The 18,960-nt window shown below is 66.5% G+C and carries 15 protein-coding genes; 4 read left to right on the forward strand and 11 right to left on the reverse strand.

Translation table 11 applies throughout. The features are described from left to right. Positions 1–164: 164 nt before the first annotated feature. The 5 genes from BX604_RS27070 to BX604_RS27090 all read right to left on the reverse strand — a co-directional run bounded on the left by BX604_RS27070 (position 165) and on the right by BX604_RS27090 (position 6,208). Positions 165–1,376, reverse strand: coding sequence for a M24 family metallopeptidase (locus tag BX604_RS27070; protein WP_098553845.1), 1,212 nt, complete (start codon positions 1,374–1,376; stop codon positions 165–167). 240 nt (positions 1,377–1,616) lie between these two features. Beyond that, a complete protein-coding gene (locus BX604_RS27075; protein ID WP_098554074.1) occupies positions 1,617–2,633 on the reverse strand; it encodes a GlxA family transcriptional regulator in 1,017 nt (338 codons plus the stop codon). Between the two features lie 156 nt (positions 2,634–2,789). Further along, the gene (locus BX604_RS27080) at positions 2,790–3,914 is read right to left on the reverse strand and encodes a DUF2817 domain-containing protein (protein ID WP_098553846.1); all 1,125 of its coding nucleotides are present in this window, start codon (positions 3,912–3,914) and stop codon (positions 2,790–2,792) included. Between the two features lie 76 nt (positions 3,915–3,990). Beyond that, on the reverse strand, positions 3,991–5,157 hold the full coding sequence (locus BX604_RS27085) for an FAD-binding oxidoreductase (RefSeq protein WP_098553847.1): 1,167 nt from the start codon (positions 5,155–5,157) through the stop codon (positions 3,991–3,993). Between the two features lies 1 nt (position 5,158). Continuing rightward, positions 5,159–6,208 (reverse strand): aromatic ring-hydroxylating dioxygenase subunit alpha, encoded by a 1,050-nt coding sequence (locus tag BX604_RS27090; protein ID WP_098553848.1) that lies wholly within the window; start codon positions 6,206–6,208, stop codon positions 5,159–5,161. 169 nt (positions 6,209–6,377) lie between these two features. Between BX604_RS27090 and BX604_RS27095 the strand changes: the two genes are divergently transcribed. Both BX604_RS27095 and BX604_RS39135 read left to right on the forward strand, forming a co-directional pair. Further along, positions 6,378–7,331 carry a LysR substrate-binding domain-containing protein gene (locus tag BX604_RS27095; protein WP_098553849.1) on the forward strand — a complete coding sequence of 318 codons (954 nt, stop codon included), beginning with the start codon at positions 6,378–6,380 and terminating at the stop codon, positions 7,329–7,331. 50 nt (positions 7,332–7,381) lie between these two features. Beyond that, entirely contained in the window at positions 7,382–7,555 is a 174-nt protein-coding gene (locus BX604_RS39135; protein ID WP_179894894.1) for a hypothetical protein, read from the forward strand. A gap of 52 nt (positions 7,556–7,607) precedes the next feature. Here the strand turns inward: BX604_RS39135 and BX604_RS27100 are convergent, their stop codons facing one another. From BX604_RS27100 to BX604_RS27125, 6 genes are all read right to left on the reverse strand, one after another. Continuing rightward, positions 7,608–8,381 carry an ABC transporter substrate-binding protein gene (locus tag BX604_RS27100; RefSeq protein WP_096506064.1) on the reverse strand — a complete coding sequence of 258 codons (774 nt, stop codon included), beginning with the start codon at positions 8,379–8,381 and terminating at the stop codon, positions 7,608–7,610. Between the two features lie 317 nt (positions 8,382–8,698). Beyond that, positions 8,699–9,553 carry a 3-hydroxybutyryl-CoA dehydrogenase gene (locus BX604_RS27105; protein WP_098553850.1) on the reverse strand — a complete coding sequence of 285 codons (855 nt, stop codon included), beginning with the start codon at positions 9,551–9,553 and terminating at the stop codon, positions 8,699–8,701. Positions 9,554–9,591: 38 nt separating this feature from the next. Then, positions 9,592–10,785, reverse strand: coding sequence for a beta-ketothiolase BktB (gene bktB / locus BX604_RS27110; RefSeq protein WP_098553851.1), 1,194 nt, complete (start codon positions 10,783–10,785; stop codon positions 9,592–9,594). Positions 10,786–10,834: 49 nt separating this feature from the next. After that, a complete protein-coding gene (locus tag BX604_RS27115) occupies positions 10,835–12,463 on the reverse strand; it encodes an electron transfer flavoprotein-ubiquinone oxidoreductase (RefSeq protein WP_373562443.1) in 1,629 nt (542 codons plus the stop codon). A gap of 79 nt (positions 12,464–12,542) precedes the next feature. Beyond that, positions 12,543–14,333 carry an acyl-CoA dehydrogenase gene (locus tag BX604_RS27120; RefSeq protein WP_098553853.1) on the reverse strand — a complete coding sequence of 597 codons (1,791 nt, stop codon included), beginning with the start codon at positions 14,331–14,333 and terminating at the stop codon, positions 12,543–12,545. A 560-nt stretch (positions 14,334–14,893) separates the two neighbouring features. Continuing rightward, complete coding sequence (locus BX604_RS27125; protein ID WP_098553854.1) at positions 14,894–15,649, reverse strand: GntR family transcriptional regulator; 756 nt, start codon at positions 15,647–15,649, stop codon at positions 14,894–14,896. A gap of 651 nt (positions 15,650–16,300) precedes the next feature. Here BX604_RS27125 and BX604_RS27130 point away from each other — a divergent pair. Continuing rightward, positions 16,301–17,503 carry an NAD(P)/FAD-dependent oxidoreductase gene (locus tag BX604_RS27130; RefSeq protein ID WP_257146452.1) on the forward strand — a complete coding sequence of 401 codons (1,203 nt, stop codon included), beginning with the start codon at positions 16,301–16,303 and terminating at the stop codon, positions 17,501–17,503. A 120-nt stretch (positions 17,504–17,623) separates the two neighbouring features. Continuing rightward, positions 17,624–18,955, forward strand: a complete 1,332-nt coding sequence (locus tag BX604_RS27135; protein ID WP_098553856.1) for an MFS transporter — start codon at positions 17,624–17,626, stop codon at positions 18,953–18,955. Positions 18,956–18,960 lie beyond the last annotated feature (5 nt).

Consider the following 18,960-nt stretch of genomic DNA (forward strand, 5'->3'; position numbering starts at 1 on the left):
CCCTGCCCGTTCGCGCATCGACCGGGACGGGACCCGCGATCGACTCGATATGCTTCGTTTAACGAAATAGCCGACGTTGACGATCCTGGCGGATCGCCCTCCGTCGGCTACGGGGTGCCTTCCATGCCGCGTGCGCCATCATCCGCGAACGCGGCGGATGCCGCTCACGCCTTGATGATGTTGCGCTCCGGGCCATACGGGAAGCCGGTGATGTTGGTGGCGCCGCGCTCGCCGACGACGAGGATGTCGTGCTCGCGATAGCCGCCCGCGCCCGGGTGCCCTTGCGGCATCATGATCATCGGTTCCATCGACACGACCATGTTCGGCTCCAGCACGGTATCGATGTCCTCGCGCAATTCGAGCCCCGCCTCGCGTCCGTAGTAGTGCGACAGCACGCCGAACGAGTGGCCGTACCCGAACGTGCGGTATTGCAGCAGCCCGTATTCCGCGTAGATCTTGTTGAGTTCGAGCGCGATGTCGCCGCAGCGTGCGCCGGGCTTGATCAGCTTCAGTCCCGCTTCGTGCACTTCGACGTTGACCTTCCACAAACGCAAATGTTCATCCGGACAGTGGTCGAAGAACATCGTGCGCTCCAGTGCCGTGTAGTAGCCGGCAATCATCGAGAAGCAGTTCAGACTCAGGATGTCGCCCTTCTGCACCTTGCGCGTGGTGACGGGGTTGTGCGCGCCATCCGTGTTGATGCCGGACTGGAACCACGTCCACGTATCCATCAGTTCCGACTCGGGGAAGCGTCGCGCGATCTCGCGAACCATCGCCTGCGTGGACGCCAGCGCGACTTCGTGTTCGGGCACGCCTTCGTGCACGGCGGCAGCCAGCGCCGCGCCGCCGACATCGCAGACGTTCGCGCCATGCTTGATCAGCGCGATTTCCTCGTCGGACTTGATCATGCGCATGCGCATCGTCTGCGCGCCGATGTCGACGAACTCGACCGACGGCAGCGCCGCCTTCAGCTTCGACAGCACCTCGAGCGGCACATGGTCGAACTCGATGCCGACGCGCCCCCGATTGTCGATCTCGGCCTGCACCGCGCGGAAGAAATTGTCGCGTTGCCAGTCGGTATAGACGACGTTGTAGTCGCCGACCGTGCGCCGCCACGGCTGGCCGCCATCGATGTTCGCCGAGATCGACACGACCTTGTTCGGCGTGACGACGAGGCCGTACTTCCGGCCGAACGAACAATACAGAAAGTCCGAGTAGTAGTTGATGTTGTGATACGACGTAAACAGCGCCGCGTCGATGTTTTCGCGCGCCATCAGTTCGCGCAGCTTGCGCTGACGGTTCGCATATTCGGCATCGGAGAAGGTGTGCTTCACCTTTTCGCCATTCTCGATTCGAATCAGGTTCTCCATCTTCATGAGCTCGCTCCTCGGTAAAAAGCGTGGTGGGTGTGAGCAAATGGTAGAAGTTCGGCAGATTCGAAGATTTCCGCAATGGACATCGGAATCCGCGATTTGGCCATGTCGGGTTAACCCACCAATCCGGCACGGCCCGCCGTGCGCGAACGAGCGCGAACGAGCGCGGGCCTGTCCGTCGGCGGGACGATCGTCGGTACGGGAATGAATGCCGGCCGAGCCCGGCAGGCGATCGCCGCCGGACTACAGCGCGTTCTGGTAACGGCGCCGGTCGGCAATCGGCGAGATCTGGAACTGTTCCTTGTAGCGCGTCGCGAAATGGGTCGTCGACGTGAATCCGGTACGCGCACACACTTCCTCGAGCGAGGTCGCGGTGCGGTAAAGCAGTTGCCGCGCACGCAGCAGGCGAATCTCCAGATACGCCTGCGCGGGCGACTTGCCGAGGCGATCCTGGAACCACCGCTGCAGCTGTCGCTGCGACACCTGCAAATGGACGGCGATCTCCGGCACGGAAAGCGTTTCCTCGACGTTGCTTTCCATCAGTTGCAAGGCCTCGTCCAGCTTCTCGTGTTCCGCGCCGATGTACTGACGCAGCGACGTCTGCTGCCGGTACTCGCGGCTGCGCGGCTCCGCGACCAGCAATTCGAGCACGCGCGCGGCCAGTGCCGGGCTGCCGGGCGCGGTTGCCAGCAGATGCACCATCAGGTCGAGCGGCGCGACGCCGCCGCTGCACGTATAGCGGTCGCGATCGATTTCGTAGAGGCGGGTCGACACGGTCAGTTTCGGAAACTGCTCCATCAGGACGTCCTGGTCCTCCCAATGGATCGTGCAGCGATAGCCATTCAACAACCCGGCGCGCGCGAGGAAGTAGCTGCCGGTATCGAGGCCGCCGAGCGCGGTCCCGTTGCGTGCCTGCCGACGCAGCCAGTCGACGATCGCGCCGGTCCGTCGGCGCGGGATGGGATTGGGGCCGACGACGAATACCACGTCGAATGCGTCGCTGTCCGACACCGACACGTCCGGCACGACACGGATGCCGTCGCTCGACTGGACGAACGCGTCGCCGGCCCCGATCAGCCGATAGTCGTAGACTCGCCGCCCGACGACCATGTTCGCGATCCGCAATGGATCGATCGCGGCACTCAGCGCGATCAGCGAGAAGTTGTCGACCAGCAGAAAGCCGTAACGGACGATTCGAAGGTCATGAAGACCTTCGCGCGATCGGGGCGGCAGCGACGATACGGGCGCGGTTTTCGACATCGAGGGATCAGTGCCATCGGACGGATGCGGCATCATAGCGCCGCGAATCCGGTGACTGCAATGCGCGCTTTCCGGCGGCCGCCTTGTCGTGATCGCCACCGCGTCGCCGTGCAGGCAATTCGCACGCATGCCCACCGATCGCGCGGCGGGTAGCACTCAATCTTCGCGGATTGGCCGAATTTCCGGCAACCCGTTCAACGCGCGATTCAGCACCTGCCGGGTACGCACCCACGCAATCTCCCGCCAGTCGGGATCGGCGGGCAAAAACGCGTCGAGCAGCGCACGCTTGATCTGCCTGCCAAGCGCATCGCGCGGATCGCCATGCAGATGCAACCAGTGATCGTCGCGCAGCGCCGCATGCATCGGCACCTCGGGAAACGTCCCGCATTCGATCACGAGTTGCATCAGATGCGTATCCGGCAGCGCATCGAGCATCGCCTGCGACGTGTAGCCGGTCGCACGCGCGGCCACGCCCGTGTCGCTGACCGCCGCATCCTGCGCCGTCAGCAGCGTATAGAGCCACGGGCCGAACAGCTTTTCGGCATCGGCGAGCGCCGGATAGCGCGACTGCGCGATCGCCATCAGCATCGGATGCCCGAACGGCCCCGCGCCGGTGTGCAGGTCGAACGCGATCGCGATCCGTGCGGGCTGCAGGTACTGCGCGACGATCTCGCGCAGCGTCCGGTTCGACCACGTCGCCTGCTGCCCGCCGTAAAAAAGTCCGTCCGCGTGAACGTATTGCCCGGCTTCGAGCAACGCCAGATAACCGGGCCAGCCGAGCGAACGCAAATGCGCGTCGAGCCGTTCATCGGCGTGTCGGCGTTCCGGGCCGTCGACATCGCGGCACGTGTAGATTTCGTGAATCGATTCGTAGCCCTGATTGACTGGCAGCGCGGCCCCGAAATCCACGTAGTTCCGGTTCAGGTCGACGTTGTCTTCGTTGACGCGCCGCACCCATGCGGTGCCCCACGGATTGATCAGATGCACCATCAGCACGGCCACGCCGGGCGGCAGCGCACGCCCGGCGAGTTCGTGCAGCCATTCGGTCTGACACGTGGATCCATAATAGCCTTCGACGCCATGCGTGCCGGATACGACCGCCAGCACGCGATGCGCGTCGCGCGGGCCGAGCCACGCGACGTCGGTCGCGAGCGGCTCACCCGCCGGCCCGGTGAGCGGGTGCGGATGGCTCGTCACCGTCGCGCCGGCCGCTTCGGCCGCCTGCAGGAACTGCGCGCGTTGCCGCGTGAAATCGGCCTCGACCGGAAAGCCATGCTTCATCGTTGAATCCTCCTTGTTCGCGCGGCGGACCGTAGCGTCCGTCGCCTGTTCGGTTCATATGCGCGGCCGCCGCGCGTCAGTGGCGCCCGCATTGCAGATCCAGCGTCACCGCGCCGGTCGGCCGTGCGCAGCACAGCAATACCGACCCTTCGGGTGGCGCCGACAGCGGCGCCTCGTCATACGCGACGCTGCCGGACAGCAGCGGCGTCATGCAGGCATTGCACAGGCCGGCACGGCAGTTGAATACCGGCGCATATCCCGCCTGCTCGGCCATCTCCAGCAACGAGCCGTGTTCCGGTCGCCAGCGTATCGGCTTGCCATGCGGCTCGAAGCGCACGGTGATCGCAGCGCCGTCGGCATCGGCCGGATCGGCACTCGCACTCGCACCCGTGGCCGCAGTCTGCTCCGCGACGCCGGACCGCGGTGCATCGGTTTCGTCTTCAAGCACCGTCGCCGGCCCGAAGAATTCGTGGCGAATCCGCTCGCGCGCGACGCCCAGCCCGCGCAGCAGGCGCCAGTTCGCCTGCATGAAACCGGGCGGGCCGCACAGGTACACGTCGTAGTCGTCGAGCGGCAGCAGCGATTGCAACAAGTCGCGCGTCACGATCCCGCGACTGTCGAAGCCGCCGCGCGCGTCATCGTCCTCGAGCGGCTGCCGGTAGCACACGTGCACGTCGATACCGTCCCGCGTCGCGGCCAGCGCGCGCACTTCGTCGGCGAACGCATGGACCGCGCCGTTCTCGCAAGCGTGAATGAAATGCACGCGCCGATGCGACGCGCGCGACAGCCGATGCAGCATGCTGACCATCGGCGTCACGCCGACGCCGCCGCTCATCAGCACGACCGGACGCTCGCTGCCTTCGTCGCACACGAACGCACCGGCCGGGCCGGCCAGTTCGAGTTCGGTGCCGACCTCGACGTTCTCGTGCAGATACGTGGAACCGCGTCCCGGCGGCACGTCACCGCCGCCGTCCTCGCGCTTGACCGAGATGCGCCAGCGCGTCGTGTCGGCAGGGTCGCCCGACAGGCTGTAGTGGCGCAGCACGCGCTCACCGTCCGGCAGCGTCAACCGCAGCACGACGAACTGGCCGGGCGTGAACACCAGCAGTCGCGCACCGTCCACCGGTACGAGTTCGAACGAGACGATCGCGACGCTCTCACGCGTGCGGCGCTCGACGCGAAACCGCTCGAAACGGCTCGGCGCGGTCGGCGCCTGCGCGGCAGTCAAACCGGCGGCGGCCATGTTATCGCCCCGCCTCGCACGCGACGGCAGCCGCCGCCTGCTCGGCGTCGATCATCTGGCCGAGCGCGCGCCGGAACCGCAGCGGCCCGGAATCGATCGCGAGATCGATGTTCGGCTTGCGGCGGCGCGCCATGCCCGCATGCACGGCGGCCAGCACCACGCGATCCTCCTCGAACGCATGGCGCACGTCCTCGTCGAACGCACGCGACACCTGTGCGTCGCCCGGCGCGAAATTGCGCGTCTGGAACCAGAAGTAGCGCGTATGCGCATCGTCGACCGGCGTCATGAAGTTGTACGAGTTCATCAGGAACACGTCCGGATGCACGACACCGTCGTCGCTGCCGGTGCCGGCCGGCGTGAAGATCGCCTTGATCACCGCGACCGACGGAAACCGCACCTCGTAATGCTGCTTGCGATCGCAGCGCCCCGGGAAGCGGACGAATTTCGCGTAGAACGGCGCGACGTCGACGTCGCGCATCCAGCGCGACACGGTCACGCCGTTGTCGGCGACGCTCGTCTTCAACGGCTCGGATTCGCACGCGGCGTTGCCGAACGACGAACGATGCACCCACGCGACATGCGACGGATCGAGCAGGTTGTCGGTCATGTACAGGTAATGACAATCGACGGTCATCGCATCGCCGCGATTGAGGCCCCATGCCGGATCGTTCCATTCGTCGATCGTCAGGATCGCGTCCGGATCCGCGGCCGCTTCGTCGCCCATCCACACCCACACGAGCCCGTAGCGCTCCGCGACCGGGTACCGCCGCACCATCGCCTGGGCCGGAATCCGGGCCGAGCCCGGCGCGCGCACGCACGCGCCGGAACAGTCGAACGTCAGGCCGTGATAGCCGCATTCGACGTCGTCGCCCGTCAGCCGGCCCATCGATAGCGGCAGCATCCGGTGCGGGCACGCGTCCTCGAGCGCCACCGGCGTGCCGTCGGCCTTGCGGTACAGCACGATGCGCTCGCCGAGCATCGTCACGGGCGTCAGCCGGCGCGTGACATCCTTGTCCCATGCCGCGACATACCAAGCGTTTCTCAAAAACATCCGATTCTCCTGTTGTTCGGAGCCGCGCGCCGCGCTCTCCGGTCTCGATGCGTCAGACCGAAGCATAAGAAACCCCGACAGGAAAGAATAGCTACCCAAAACTGATCGATGCTTTAGTATCTCTAAAACGAATTTCGTCTACGATCACGCTTTTGCCGGATCCACTGCCATGAGTACGCTTCCTCCGTTGCGCGCGCTGCAGGTCTTCGAAGCCGTCGGTCGCTGCGGCGGCATCGCCGAAGCCGCGAAGCGCCTCGGCATTTCGGCGGGCGCCGTCAGCCAGCAGATGAAACTGCTCGAGGACACCCTCGGCCTCAGCCTGCTCGAGAAGGACGGCAAGCGGCTGCGGCTCACGACGGCCGGGCGCCGCTACCACGAGCGCTGCGCGGACGCGTTCGAACGGCTGCGCATCGCGCACGCGGAAGTCGAGCGCTCGCGGCACGACCGCAACCTGCGGATCAGCGCGCTGCCGTCGCTGCTGTCGAAATGGCTCGCGCCGCGCGTGATCGAATGGCAGCAGGCCTACCCGGAACTGAGCCTCTATCTCGACGGCACGCATACCGAGCCGTTTCCGGACGGCTGCGAGATCGATTTCCGGATCAGCTATGGCGATCGCGTCGCCGACGTCGACAACGCGGTCGAGCTGTTTCGCGACGCGGTGGTACCCGCCTGCAGTCCGCACCTGCTGCACGATCGCGCGCCGCTCGCGGCGGCGGCCGACCTGCTGCCGTTCCCGTTGATCGCGATCGACTGGCAGCCGAAGTTCGCGTCGCCGCCGTCGTGGCAGGACTGGTTCGACGCGCATGGCGTGGATGCATCGATGGCGGCACCGGTCCGCCATGCCTTCTCGCTGTCGAGTGTCGCGATCCAGGCCGCGATCGACGGCCACGGCTTCGTGCTCGCCCAATCGTCGATGATCGCCGACGACGTCGCCGCCGGGCGGCTCGTCGTGCCGCTTGCGTCGGGGCTGCCGCTGCCGTGGCCATACTTCCTCGCGTGGAAGAAAAGCGCGTTCGACAAACCGGAATGCCGCAGCTTCCATCGCTGGCTGCTCACGCGTGCGCGCGAGCAGCAGCAGGTGAGCGACCAGTTGATCGCGGCGTGCCCGACGGGCGCCGCGTAGCACGACGCAGCACGTGTGCCGGATGCCGACCCGGGCGCAGCGCACTGCCATTGCGCGAGTCGCTCGAAGAGGCCCTGGTCAGCGTGATCTCGCGCAGCGATCGACCGCCGGGGCCGGCGGCCGAATGCTTTCTCGACTGCCTGATCGAGACGATCCGCACGGCGCTGTCATCCGCGTCGCCGCATGCGCGCAACGTGCTGCAATCGGTCGACCTGCTGATCTGAGCGCCGCCCGGCATCCAATCTGCCGGACGGCACGCGATGGAACCGTATCCGGTTACGGATTCGACCGTTCGATATCGAAATAGTGGCGTTCCAGCCGGCGGAACGTGCCGTCCTGGTTCATCGCGGCGATCGCGCCGTCGATCTTGTCGCGCAGCGCGCCGTCCTCCTTGCGCAAGCCGATCGCCACGCCCTTGCCGAGCGTCTTCTCGTCGACGACCGGCTCGCCGACGAATGCATAGCCCGCCCCTTGCGGCGTTTTCAGAAACCCTTCGCTCGCGGAGATCATGTCGGTCAGCGTCGCGTCGAGGCGGCCGGCGCGCAGATCGTTGTATACGAGTTCCTGGTTCGCGTACGACACGATCTCGATGCCGGCAGGTGCCCAGTACGTGCGCGCATAGGTCTCCTGCGTCGAGCCCTGCGCGACGCCAACGCGCTTGCCTCGCAGCGACGCGACGGTCGGCTTGAGGTCGCGGCCGCGCGGGCCGACCAGCCGGCTCGGCGTATTGAACAGCGACGTGGAGAACGCGACCTGCGTCTCGCGCTGCGGCGTGACCGACATTGCAGACAGGATCGCGTCGAACTTTCGGCCCTTGAGCGCCGGGATGATACCGTCGAATGCCGTCTCGACCCACACGCACCGCGCGTTCAAACGGCGGCAGATCTCGTTGCCGACATCGATGTCGAAGCCGACGAGTTGCCCCGACGGCGCTTTCGACTCGAACGGTGCGTAGGACGGATCCACGCCGAAACGAAGGCGTGTCGCGTCGCCCGCATGGGCGGAAACAGCGGACACCAGCATGACCAGACCGGCAATTGCGTTTTTCATGTGTGCTCCAGGGGACTCGGATCGAGGCGGCGCTACTTGCGTTGCGCGTGCCCGGCCGACAGGTTGAAACGACCGGGACCAAGCTTAAAAATCCACAATTCCGCCGAACAGAGGCCTTGTGCTGCGCGTCCCTTAAGTTTTTCTAAAATGGCCGCGTGCGGTTGCGCCGTTCGACTCGCCCCGGAACGCCTCCATTCATCTGCTGAATCCACGCGGTCGCGTTGCCGCGGGATCTGGCGGTGCTCGACGCATAAGCGCGCCGCTTAAAACAAACGGCCGCCCGAAGGCGGCCGCACGAAGTGGCACCGACGCGCCGCTTACTTGCCGTAGTCGTACACCCCGCGCCCGGTCTTGCGCCCGAGGCGCCCGGCCGACACCATCTCGCGCAGCAGCGGGCATGCGCGGTATTTCGTGTCGCCGAAGTCCTTCAGGAACACGTCCATCACCGCGAGGCACACGTCGAGACCGACCAGATCGGCCAGCGCGAGCGGCCCGATCGGATGGTTCGCACCGAGCTTCATCCCCGCGTCGATCTCCTCGGCCGACGCGATGCCTTCGGCCAGCACGAAGAACGCTTCGTTGATCATCGGCACAAGGATCCGGTTCACGACGAAGCCCGGCGCGTTGCGCACGCCGATCGGCGACTTGTCGAAACGCTCGGTCAGCGCGCGCACGGCCGACGCCGTTGCTTCGCTCGTCTGCAGCCCGCGGATGATCTCGACGAGCGGCATCAGCGGCACCGGGTTGAAGAAGTGCATGCCGACGAAGCGCGACGGATCGGCGAGCAGCGCCGCGAGCGACGTGATCGAGATCGACGACGTGTTGGTCGCGATGATCGCATCGGGCCGCGCGACCGACTCGATCTGCTTCAGGATGCGGCTCTTCAGCTCGACGTTTTCGGTCGCGGCTTCGATCACGATGTCGACCGCGGCGAGCTTCGCGTAATCGGTCGACGTCGTGATGCGCGCGAGCGCGGCGTCGCGTGCGCCGGCGTCGAGCTTGTCCTTCGACACGAGCCGCTCGAGGCTGCCCTTGAGCGCGGCGACGCCCTTGTCGAGCGCCGCATCGCTGACGTCGATCATCACGACGTTGAGTCCTGCAACGGCCGCGGTTTGCGCAATGCCGTTGCCCATGGTTCCGGCGCCCACGACGCCGACGGTTTCGATGGCCATACGATTCCTGTGTGTTCGGGTGCTTGAGCGGTCGATTATCAGATGTTCTCGAAGATCGCCGCAATCCCCTGACCGCCGCCGATACACATCGTCACGAGCGCATAACGCCCGCCGATGCGCTTGAGTTCGTACAGCGCCTTGACCGTGATCAACGCGCCCGTCGCGCCGATCGGGTGGCCGAGCGAAATGCCCGAGCCGTTCGGGTTGACCTTGGCCGGATCGAGGCCGAGCTCCTGCGTGACCGCGCATGCCTGCGCGGCGAACGCCTCGTTCGCCTCGATCACGTCGAGATCGGTGATCTTCAGGCCCGCGCGCTCGAGCGCCTTCTGCGTGGCCGGCACCGGGCCGATGCCCATGTACGCCGGATCGACGCCCGCATGCGCATACGCGACCAGACGCGCGAGCGGCTTCACGCCCTGCGCGCGCGCGGCGTCCGCGCTCATCATCAGCACCGCGGCGGCGGCGTCGTTGATCCCCGACGCGTTGCCGGCCGTCACCGTGCCGTTCTCCTTCGCGAACACCGGCTTGAGCTTCGTGAAATCGTCCGGGCCGGCATCGTGGCGCACGTGCTCGTCGCTGTCGAACGCGACCTCGCCCTTCTTCGTGCGGATCGAAATCGGCAGGATCTGGTCCTTGAAGCGCCCTTCGGCGATCGCGCGCGCCGCGCGACGATGCGATTCGAGCGCGAGCGCATCCTGCGCGTCACGCGAAATGCCGTATTTCTTTGCGACGTTCTCGGCGGTCACGCCCATGTGGATCGTCTGGAACGGGTCGTGCAGCGCGCCGAGCATCATGTCGACGAGCTTGCCGTCGCCCATGCGCTGGCCGAAGCGCGCGGCCGGCACCGTGTACGGCGCACGGCTCATGTTCTCCGAGCCGCCGCCGATCGCGACGTCGGCATCGCCGAGCATGATCGTCTGCGCGGCCGACACGATCGCCTGCAGGCCCGAGCCGCACAGACGGTTCACCGTCAGCGCCGGCGCATGCTGCGCGACGCCGCCGTTGATCGCCGCGACACGCGCGAGGTACATGTCCTTCGGCTCGGTGTTCACGACGTGGCCGAACACGACATGGCCGACCGCATCGCCCGGCACGTTCGCGCGCGACAGCACTTCGGCGACCACCTTCGCACCCAGATCGGTCGGCGAGAAATCCTTCAGGCTCCCGCCGAAATCGCCGATCGCGGTACGGACACCGCTCACCACCACGACTTCCTTCGCTGCATTGCTCATCGTCTCACTCCGGTTCGTTCGCGCCCGCGGGCGCAGGGATGCGTTTGCGTTACATGTTCGGGTAATTCGGCCCGCCACCGCCTTCCGGCGTGACCCACACGATGTTCTGCGTCGGGTCCTTGATGTCGCAGGTCTTGCAGTGCACGCAGTTCTGCGCGTTGATCACCAGCCGGTCGCTGCCGTCGTCGTTCTTCACGAACTCGTACACCGCCGCCGGGCAGAAGCGCCCCTCCGGCCCCGCGTACGTGCGCAGGTTCACGTTCACCGGCACGCTCGCATCCTTCAGCGTCAGGTGCGCCGGCTGGTTCTCCTCGTGGTTCGTGTTCGAGATGAACACCGACGACAGCCGGTCGAACGTCAGCTTGCCGTCCGGCTTCGGATACTCGATCGGCGTGCATTGCGACGCCGGCTTCAGCATCTCGTGGTCCGCATGCTTGTGGTGCAGCGTCCACGGCACGTTGCCGCCCATTACCTTCTGTTCGAGCCCGACCATCAGCGTGCCGAGGTACAGCCCCTTGGCCATCCACTGCTTGAAGTTGCGTGCGCGGTACAGCTCTGTATGCAGCCACGATTGCTTGAAGGCGTCCGGGTAGGCATTCAGCTCGTCCGACTGACGGCCTGCCTGCAGCGCATCGAATGCGGCGTCGGCGGCCAGCATGCCGGTCTTGATCGCCGCGTGGCTGCCCTTGATCCGCGACGCGTTCAGGAAGCCCGCGTCGTCGCCGATCAGCGCGCCGCCCGGGAACACCGTCTTCGGCAGCGACAGCAGGCCGCCGGCCGTGATCGCCCGCGCGCCGTACGACACGCGCTTGCCGCCTTCGAGGAACGCGCGGATCGACGGATGCGTCTTGTAGCGCTGGAATTCCTCGAACGGGGAAAGATACGGGTTCGTGTAGCCCAGGCCCACCACGAAGCCGACCACGACCTGGTTGTTGTCCATGTGATACAGGAACGAGCCGCCGTACGTGTCGGACTTCAGCGGCCAGCCGGCCGTGTGGATCACGAGGCCCGGCTTGTGCTTCGCGGGATCGATTTCCCACAGTTCCTTGATGCCGATCCCGTACGCCTGCGGATCGGCGTTCGCGTCGAGCTTGAACTTCGAGATCAGCTGACGGCCGAGGTTGCCGCGGCAGCCTTCGGCGAACAGCGTGTACTTCGCGTGCAGCTCCATGCCGAGCTGGAAGTTCTCGGTCGGCTCGCCGTCCTTGCCCACGCCCATGTTGCCGGTGGCGACGCCTTTGACCGAGCCGTCGTCGTTGTAGAGAATTTCCGCGGCCGGGAAACCCGGGAAGATCTCCACGCCGAGCGCCTCGGCCTGTGCCCCAAGCCAGCGGGTCACGTTACCCAGCGAGATCACGTAGTTGCCGTGGTTCTGGAAGTTGGCGGGCAGCGCCCAGTTGGGCGTCTGCACCGCGCTCTTCTCGGACAGGAACAGGAAGCGGTCTTCCGTCACGTCGACGGTGAGCGGGGCGCCGCGTTCCTTCCAGTCGGGGAACAGTTCGGTGATCGCGCGCGGATCCATCACCGCGCCCGACAGGATGTGCGCGCCGATCTCGGAACCCTTTTCGAGCACGCACACGCCGATCTCGGCGCCTTTCTCGGCGGCCAGCTGCTTGAGCCGGATCGCCGCAGACAGCCCGGCGGGGCCGCCGCCGACGATCACGACGTCGTATTCCATCGATTCGCGCGGGCCGTACTGCGCGAGCAAGTCCTGTGTGGTCAAAATCCTGTCTCCTCCTGCGCCCCGACCGTTACGGTCAGAACTGGTCTTCCGTCAACGCGAGCACGCTCTCGTTGCCCTTCGCGCCGACGATCGACGCTTCGAGGCCGACTGCCTGCACGAGCACATGTTCCGCATAGCATTGCGCGATCGCGATCTTCGCATCGAAGAACGCCGTGTCGCTCGCGCGGTTCGCCTGCGCCGCCAGCAACGCGCGCGCCATCTGCCAGCCGCACAGCACGACACCCGCGAGCTTCAGGTACGGCACGCTGCCCGCGAACACCGCGTTCGGGTCCTGCTTCGCGTTCGCCAGCACGTAATCCACCACCGCCGACAGCGACCGCGCGCCCTGCTCGAGCTGCGCCTTCATCGACGCCGCCGCCGCGCCGTCCAGCTTGCCGAGCGCCGCGACAGTCTCGCCGATTTCGGCGATCAGTGCGTTGGCGACCGCACCGCCGTCGCGCAGCGTCTTGCGGCCGACGAGGTCGTTTGCCTGGATCGCAGTCGTGCCTTCGTAGATCGCGAGGATCCGCGCATCGCGGTAGTACTGCGCCGCGCCGGTTTCCTCGATGAAGCCCATCCCGCCGTGCACCTGCACGCCTAGGCTCGCCACGTCGTTCACCATCTCGGTGCTCCAGCCCTTCACGACCGGCACCAGATATTCGTAGATTGCCTGATGACGCACCCGCGTCGCCTCGTCCGAATGGCGGTGGGCAATGTCGCTGTGCGCGGCGGCCACGTAGGCGAGCGCGCGCGCGCCTTCGGTCAGTGCACGCATCGTGCCGAGCATCCGGCGTACGTCCGGGTGATGGATGATGGTCACCGACTGTTTGGCCGACCCGTCGACCGGGCGGCTCTGCACGCGCTCCTTCGCGAATTCGGCGGCCTTCTGGTAGGCGCGGTCGGCCACGCCGATCCCCTGCATCCCGACGCCGAAGCGCGCCGCGTTCATCATGATGAACATGTATTCGAGGCCGCGATTCTCTTCGCCGATCAGGTAGCCGATCGCGCCGCCGTGGTCGCCGTACTGCAGCACCGCCGTCGGGCTCGCCTTGATCCCGAGCTTGTGTTCGATCGACACGCAGTGCACGTCGTTGCGCGCGCCGAGCGAGCCGTCTTCGTTGACCATGAACTTCGGCACGATGAACAGCGAAATGCCCTTCACGCCTTCCGGCGCGTTCGGCGTGCGCGCCAGCACCAGGTGGACGATGTTGTCCGCCATGTCGTGCTCGCCCCACGTGATGAAGATCTTGGTGCCGAACACCTTGTACGTGCCGTCGCCCTGCGGCTCCGCGCGCGAGCGCACCAGCGCGAGGTCCGAACCGGCCTGCGGCTCGGTCAGGTTCATCGTGCCCGTCCATTCGCCGGAGATCAGCTTCGGCACGTAACGCTGCTTCTGTTCGTCGGTGCCGGCCGTCAGCAGCGCTTCGATCGCGCCGTCGGTCAGCAGCGGACACAGTGCGAACGACAGGTTCGACGCGTTCAGCATCTCGATGCACGGCGTGGCGATCAGCTTCGGCAGGCCCTGGCCGTCGTATTCGGCCGGATGCTGCAGGCCTTGCCAGCCGCCTTCGACGAACTGGCGGAACGCGGCGCCGAAGCCGGGCGTCGCCGTCACGACGCCGTCCTTCCAGCTGCTCGGATTGCGGTCGCCTTCGACGTTCAGCGGCGCGAGCACCTCGCCGCAGAATTTCGCGGACTCGTCGAGCACGGCCTGCGCCGTGTCGTAACCGGCTTCCTCGAAGCCCGGCAACTGCGCAACGGCGTCGATGCCCGCGAGTTCCTTCAGCACGAACAGCATGTCCTTGACGGGGGCGTTATAGCTCATGGTCGATGTTCCAATCAGGCAGTGAAGGGGGTGCGCCACTGAGCCCGCTACGGCAAAACCGGCCAGCTCCAGGCGACGTCATGACCCATCGTAATGCCGCGCCGGCCGTTTCCCATTGTCATATCCGGCCCACATGGTGACAAAACCGGCCACGCGATGCGCGGGCGGCGCAGGCAAGGAGCGGGCCGGATGCGGGTCGGGCGGGCGCCGGCTTCGTGGAAAACGATGTGAGCAAGCGGTGTGCCGGTGTGTGCGGCGGGGCGTCGAACGAAGCAACCGTTCGCGTGTGGCCAGTGCCGGTCGACGATAGGGTGCCGGTTATGGGAGTCGCCGAAGGAACCCGGTTATGGGAGGGCCCGATCGCGCCGTAAAGTCATCGGGATCGAAATTCGGCAGCGGATCGCAGTTCGAGAATCCGCGGGCAACACGCATCCGGGCCTGCGCCCCGGCCGATCGCGGAATCCGGCCTCGTTGCAAGGCCGGCCGCCAGCGCCCCACGCCAGTGACCGCGCCGGCCCGCCGGCCGATCCGCGACCACCAAGCGATAGCCAACCCTGCCGCTATCGCCTGTCCTGCGCCAGCACCGGATCGCCGAGGTTCACGGAAACGGCCATCCCCTGCGGCGCCGCATACTCGGTCATCCGCCGGCGCGACAATTCGAAGTGATCGCGCACCAGTTGCCCGGCCGCGTCGGCGTCCTGCCGCTCGAGCGCGTCGATGATCTGGTCGTGCTGGACGACGGCGCTTTCCAGCGTGTGCTGCATCGTGTCCGTCGTCGGATAGCGGTAGAACATCTTCCCGAGCCGCGCGTGATCGATCAGCAGGCGGCGCAAGCTCGGCATCAGGTAATCGTTCTGCGCGATCCGGCCGATCTCGAGGTGGAATTCGTCGTTGTAGATCACGCGGTTGACGACATTGCCGCTGGCGATCGCCGCACGGAACTGCGCCTGGATCGCACGCAGCCGCGCGATGTCGTCGGGCGTGGCATTGAGGGCCGCGAGCTGGGTGGTCGCGATATAGATCACCGGCGCCGCGATGAAAAAGCTGCGCAGCGACTGGAAATTCATCGACGACACGCGCGGCGCGCGATTCGTCTCGAGCTCGATATAGCCTTCCGCCGCCATCTGCCGGATCAGCTCGCGGATCGGCGGGCGCGACATGCCGAACTCGTCGGCCAGTGCGGCTTCGTCGATCAACGCGCCCGGCGCCAGCTCCATGTTCACGATCCGGCGTCGCAACGCCTCGCCCAAGGCCGACTTGCGATCGACCGTTTGCGTCGTATCCGCCGGTGCCGAATCCCCACCCGTTCCTTTCATAACGCTCTCGTCAATGTGAAGCGCGTACTATACGGCCCCGCCCGGGGCCATGGCTAGCGCCGTCCCTTGCCCCGCCGGTCTGCGCGCTGCGTGCGCCGCCGGCTCCCGTTCCCGCCTCGACGGCCGCGCAACGCGGCATGCCCCCCGCCCCGTCACCCGCCGTCTCCTCCATCGCCCATCCAGCCACTGCATTCGTCGAGGGTTAACCCGCGATTCCCGCCATCCGATTGTTGGACTATAGTCTGTCTACTAACTATAGTTTATTAGACGCACGACAAAATATTTTCTTTCTGGCGCGGTGTCTCGCGTGCCTTCGTGGCGCCGACCGGACCGATCCAGGGAGTCGGACAAGGGCGATCCAGGTACCACCGCCGACCTGAATCACCCGCACAGCCAGCGGCTGACATCGCGAATCAGGACATGGGCGCCTTCGCACGCACGTGTCGTATCAATCAACGAGACACTGGATTCAGAATGCTTAGGGTTACTTCGCCGACGGTAGAAGAGGTTGCGCAGCCGCAGCGCGATGCGCGCAAGGTCAGGGTCGGTGCGCTGCCCGCCGACGACAAAGCGTGCGGCTGGTATCACACGAGCCCGCCGCGCGTGCCGCGGCCGTCGCACACGGGCACGACGAAGGCGCGCTGGGGCGTGATCGGCGCCGGCTTCACCGGGCTTGCCGCGGCGCGTCAGCTCGCGCTGAACTTCCCCGACGACGAAGTCGTCCTGGTCGACGCGCAGGACGTCGGCTTCGGCACGTCCGGGCGCAATGCGGGTTTCGCGATCGACCTGCCGCACGACATCGGCGCGGACGACTACATCGGCGATATCGACACCGCGAAGATGACCCTGCAGCTGAACCTGCTCGGCCAGTCGGTCCTGCGCTCGCTGGTCGACGAGCACGGCATCGACTGCCACCTGCGCGCGTCCGGCAAGTACCAGGCAGCGGTCGAGCCGCGCGGCATCGCGGTGCTCGACGCGTACCGGCGCGGTCTCGACAAGCTCGGCCAGCCGTACGAAGTGATCGAAGGCAAGGACCTGCCGTCGCATATCGGCACCGACTTCTACCGCAAGGGCCTCTTCACGCCCGGCACGATGCTGCTGCAGCCGTCGGCGCTCGTGAAGGGCCTGGCCGACAGCCTGCCGTCGAACGTGACGCTCTACGAGCACACCGCGATCACCGACGTCGAATACGGCGACAGGATCGTGCTCGCGCATGCCGGCGGACGCATCACCGTCGACAAGCTGGTGCTGGCGAACAACGCGTTCGGCATGCGCTTCGGTTTCCTCGCGCGCACGATGTTGCCGGTGTTCCTGTACGCCAGCCTGACGCGCCCGCTGACCGGCGCCGAGCAGGCGCGACTGGGCGGCCAGCCGTTCTGGGGCGTGATTCCGGCCGACCCGTTCGGCAGCACGGTGCGGCGCACCCACGACAACCGCATCCTGATCCGCAACAGCTTCAGCTTCAATCCGAACGGCCGCCCGAACGATCGCCACCGCGCACGCGCGCTGGCGCGCCATCGGCTCTCGTTCGAACGCCGCTTCCCGGTGCTGCCCGACGTCGAATTCGACTACACGTGGAGCGGCTCGCTCGCGCTGTCGCAGAACCACAAGGGCTTCTTCGGGCAGCTCGCGCCGAACGTCTATGGCGCGCTCTGCTGCAACGGCCTCGGCATCACGCGCGGCACCGTGACCGGCACGCTGCTCGCCGACTGGCTGGCCGGCAAGCGCGACGCGCTGACCGACTTCCTGCTCGCGACGTCGGGCCCGAACCGCACGCCGCCCGAGCCGTTCCTGTCGGCCGGCGTGAACGCCACGCTCTGGTGGGGCCAGCGCAAGGCCGGTCTGGAGAGCTGAACGGGCCGCACCACACGACGACACCATCGAATCCGGGCTTCAGCGATCGGGCCGCCGCCGCACGGCGCGCCCGCGGAGATCGCGCCCACTCACAGGACATCAGGCAGGAGACAACAGCGAATGGCAAAAACAACGGTATCCATCGAAGACGTACCCCTCAACGGATTTCACCAGTTGCTCACCGTGCGATCGGGCGGCGGCTGGCTCATGGACGGCTACGTGCTCAGCATCATCGGCGTGGCCATGGTGCAATTCTCGGCCGCGCTGCACCTGACCAGTTTCTGGGAAGGCATGGTCGCGGCGTCGGCGCTGCTCGGCATCTTCGTCGGCGGCTTCCTCGGTGGCTGGCTGACCGACCGGATGGGGCGCCGCCGGCCGTATTTCTTCGGGCCGGTGCTGTTCATCGTCTGCTCGATCGCGCAGTTCTGGGTGCAGTCGGGCGAGGCGCTGTTCGTGCTGCGCTTCATCACCGGCATCGGCGTCGGCATCGAATATCCGGTCGCCGGCTCGCTGCTGACCGAATTCATGCCGCGCAAGTACCGCGGCCCGCGTCTCGCGATGCTGACCATCATCTGGTTCTTCGGCGCGGCGCTCGCGTACATCGTCGGCAACATCCAGCTCGCGAAAGGCGGCCCCGACGCATGGCGCTGGGTGCTGGCGAGCCCGGCCGTGATCGGCGTCGCGCTGTTCCTGGTGCGCATCGGCACGCCGGAGTCGCCGCGCTGGCTGCTCAACAAGGGCCGCAAGGCGGAAGCCGAAGCGGTGATCCGCAAGGTGTACGGGCCGTCGTTCTCGATCCGCAACCTGCCGGAAGAACCGGTCGACCGCAAGGTGTCGCTCGGCGCGCTGCTGCATTCGGGCTACGGCAAACGCATGCTGTTCGTGGTGCTGTTCTGGACCTGCTCGGTGATTCCGGTGTTCGCGGTCTATTCGTTCGCACCGCGCGTGCTGCAGGCGCTGCGCCTCGAAGGCGACTGGGAAGCGTACGGTTCGGTGGCCATCACGCTGCTGTTCGTGGTCGGCTGCGCGATCGCCACGCGCATCATCAATACGCTCGGCCGCCGTGCGCTGGTGATCCACAGCTTCCTGTGGTCGGCGCTCGCGCTGCTGGCGCTGGGCGCGTGCTCGGACAGCTCGGCGATGCTGATCCTGGTGCTGTTCGGCGCGTACGCATTGCTGATCGGCGGCGCACAGGTGCTGCAGCTCGTCTATCCGAACGAAATCTTCCCGACCGACATCCGCGCGTTCGCGGTCGGCATGGGCGCATCGCTGTCGCGCATCGGCGCGGCGGTCGGCACCTGGCTGGTACCGATCGCACTGCAGAACGTCGGCATCGGCAACACGATGTACGCGGCCGCGGCCGTGTCGATCGTCGGCCTGATCGCATCGGTCGCACTCGCCCCCGAGACGGCTTCGCTGTCGCTTCAGGAAGCCGCTTCGCTCAGTCACTGATACGC

This window comes from Burkholderia sp. JKS000303 (assembly GCF_002563755.1).
GTDB lineage: Bacteria > Pseudomonadota > Gammaproteobacteria > Burkholderiales > Burkholderiaceae > Burkholderia > Burkholderia anthina_B.

Bases quoted from the DNA above. Each gene is read 5' to 3' on its own strand.
- BX604_RS27070 (WP_098553845.1), bottom strand. From the start codon at position 1,376: ATGAAGATGGAGAACCTGATTCGAATCGAGAATGGCGAAAAGGTGAAG.
- BX604_RS27075 (WP_098554074.1), bottom strand. From the start codon at position 2,633: ATGTCGAAAACCGCGCCCGTATCGTCGCTGCCGCCCCGATCGCGCGAA.
- BX604_RS27080 (WP_098553846.1), bottom strand. From the start codon at position 3,914: ATGAAGCATGGCTTTCCGGTCGAGGCCGATTTCACGCGGCAACGCGCG.
- BX604_RS27085 (WP_098553847.1), bottom strand. From the start codon at position 5,157: ATGGCCGCCGCCGGTTTGACTGCCGCGCAGGCGCCGACCGCGCCGAGC.
- BX604_RS27090 (WP_098553848.1), bottom strand. From the start codon at position 6,208: ATGTTTTTGAGAAACGCTTGGTATGTCGCGGCATGGGACAAGGATGTC.
- BX604_RS27095 (WP_098553849.1), top strand. From the start codon at position 6,378: ATGAGTACGCTTCCTCCGTTGCGCGCGCTGCAGGTCTTCGAAGCCGTC.
- BX604_RS27100 (WP_096506064.1), bottom strand. From the start codon at position 8,381: ATGAAAAACGCAATTGCCGGTCTGGTCATGCTGGTGTCCGCTGTTTCC.
- BX604_RS27105 (WP_098553850.1), bottom strand. From the start codon at position 9,553: ATGGCCATCGAAACCGTCGGCGTCGTGGGCGCCGGAACCATGGGCAAC.
- bktB (WP_098553851.1), bottom strand. From the start codon at position 10,785: ATGAGCAATGCAGCGAAGGAAGTCGTGGTGGTGAGCGGTGTCCGTACC.
- BX604_RS27115 (WP_373562443.1), bottom strand. From the start codon at position 12,463: ATGGAATACGACGTCGTGATCGTCGGCGGCGGCCCCGCCGGGCTGTCT.
- BX604_RS27120 (WP_098553853.1), bottom strand. From the start codon at position 14,333: ATGAGCTATAACGCCCCCGTCAAGGACATGCTGTTCGTGCTGAAGGAA.
- BX604_RS27125 (WP_098553854.1), bottom strand. From the start codon at position 15,649: ATGAAAGGAACGGGTGGGGATTCGGCACCGGCGGATACGACGCAAACG.
- BX604_RS27135 (WP_098553856.1), top strand. From the start codon at position 17,624: ATGGCAAAAACAACGGTATCCATCGAAGACGTACCCCTCAACGGATTT.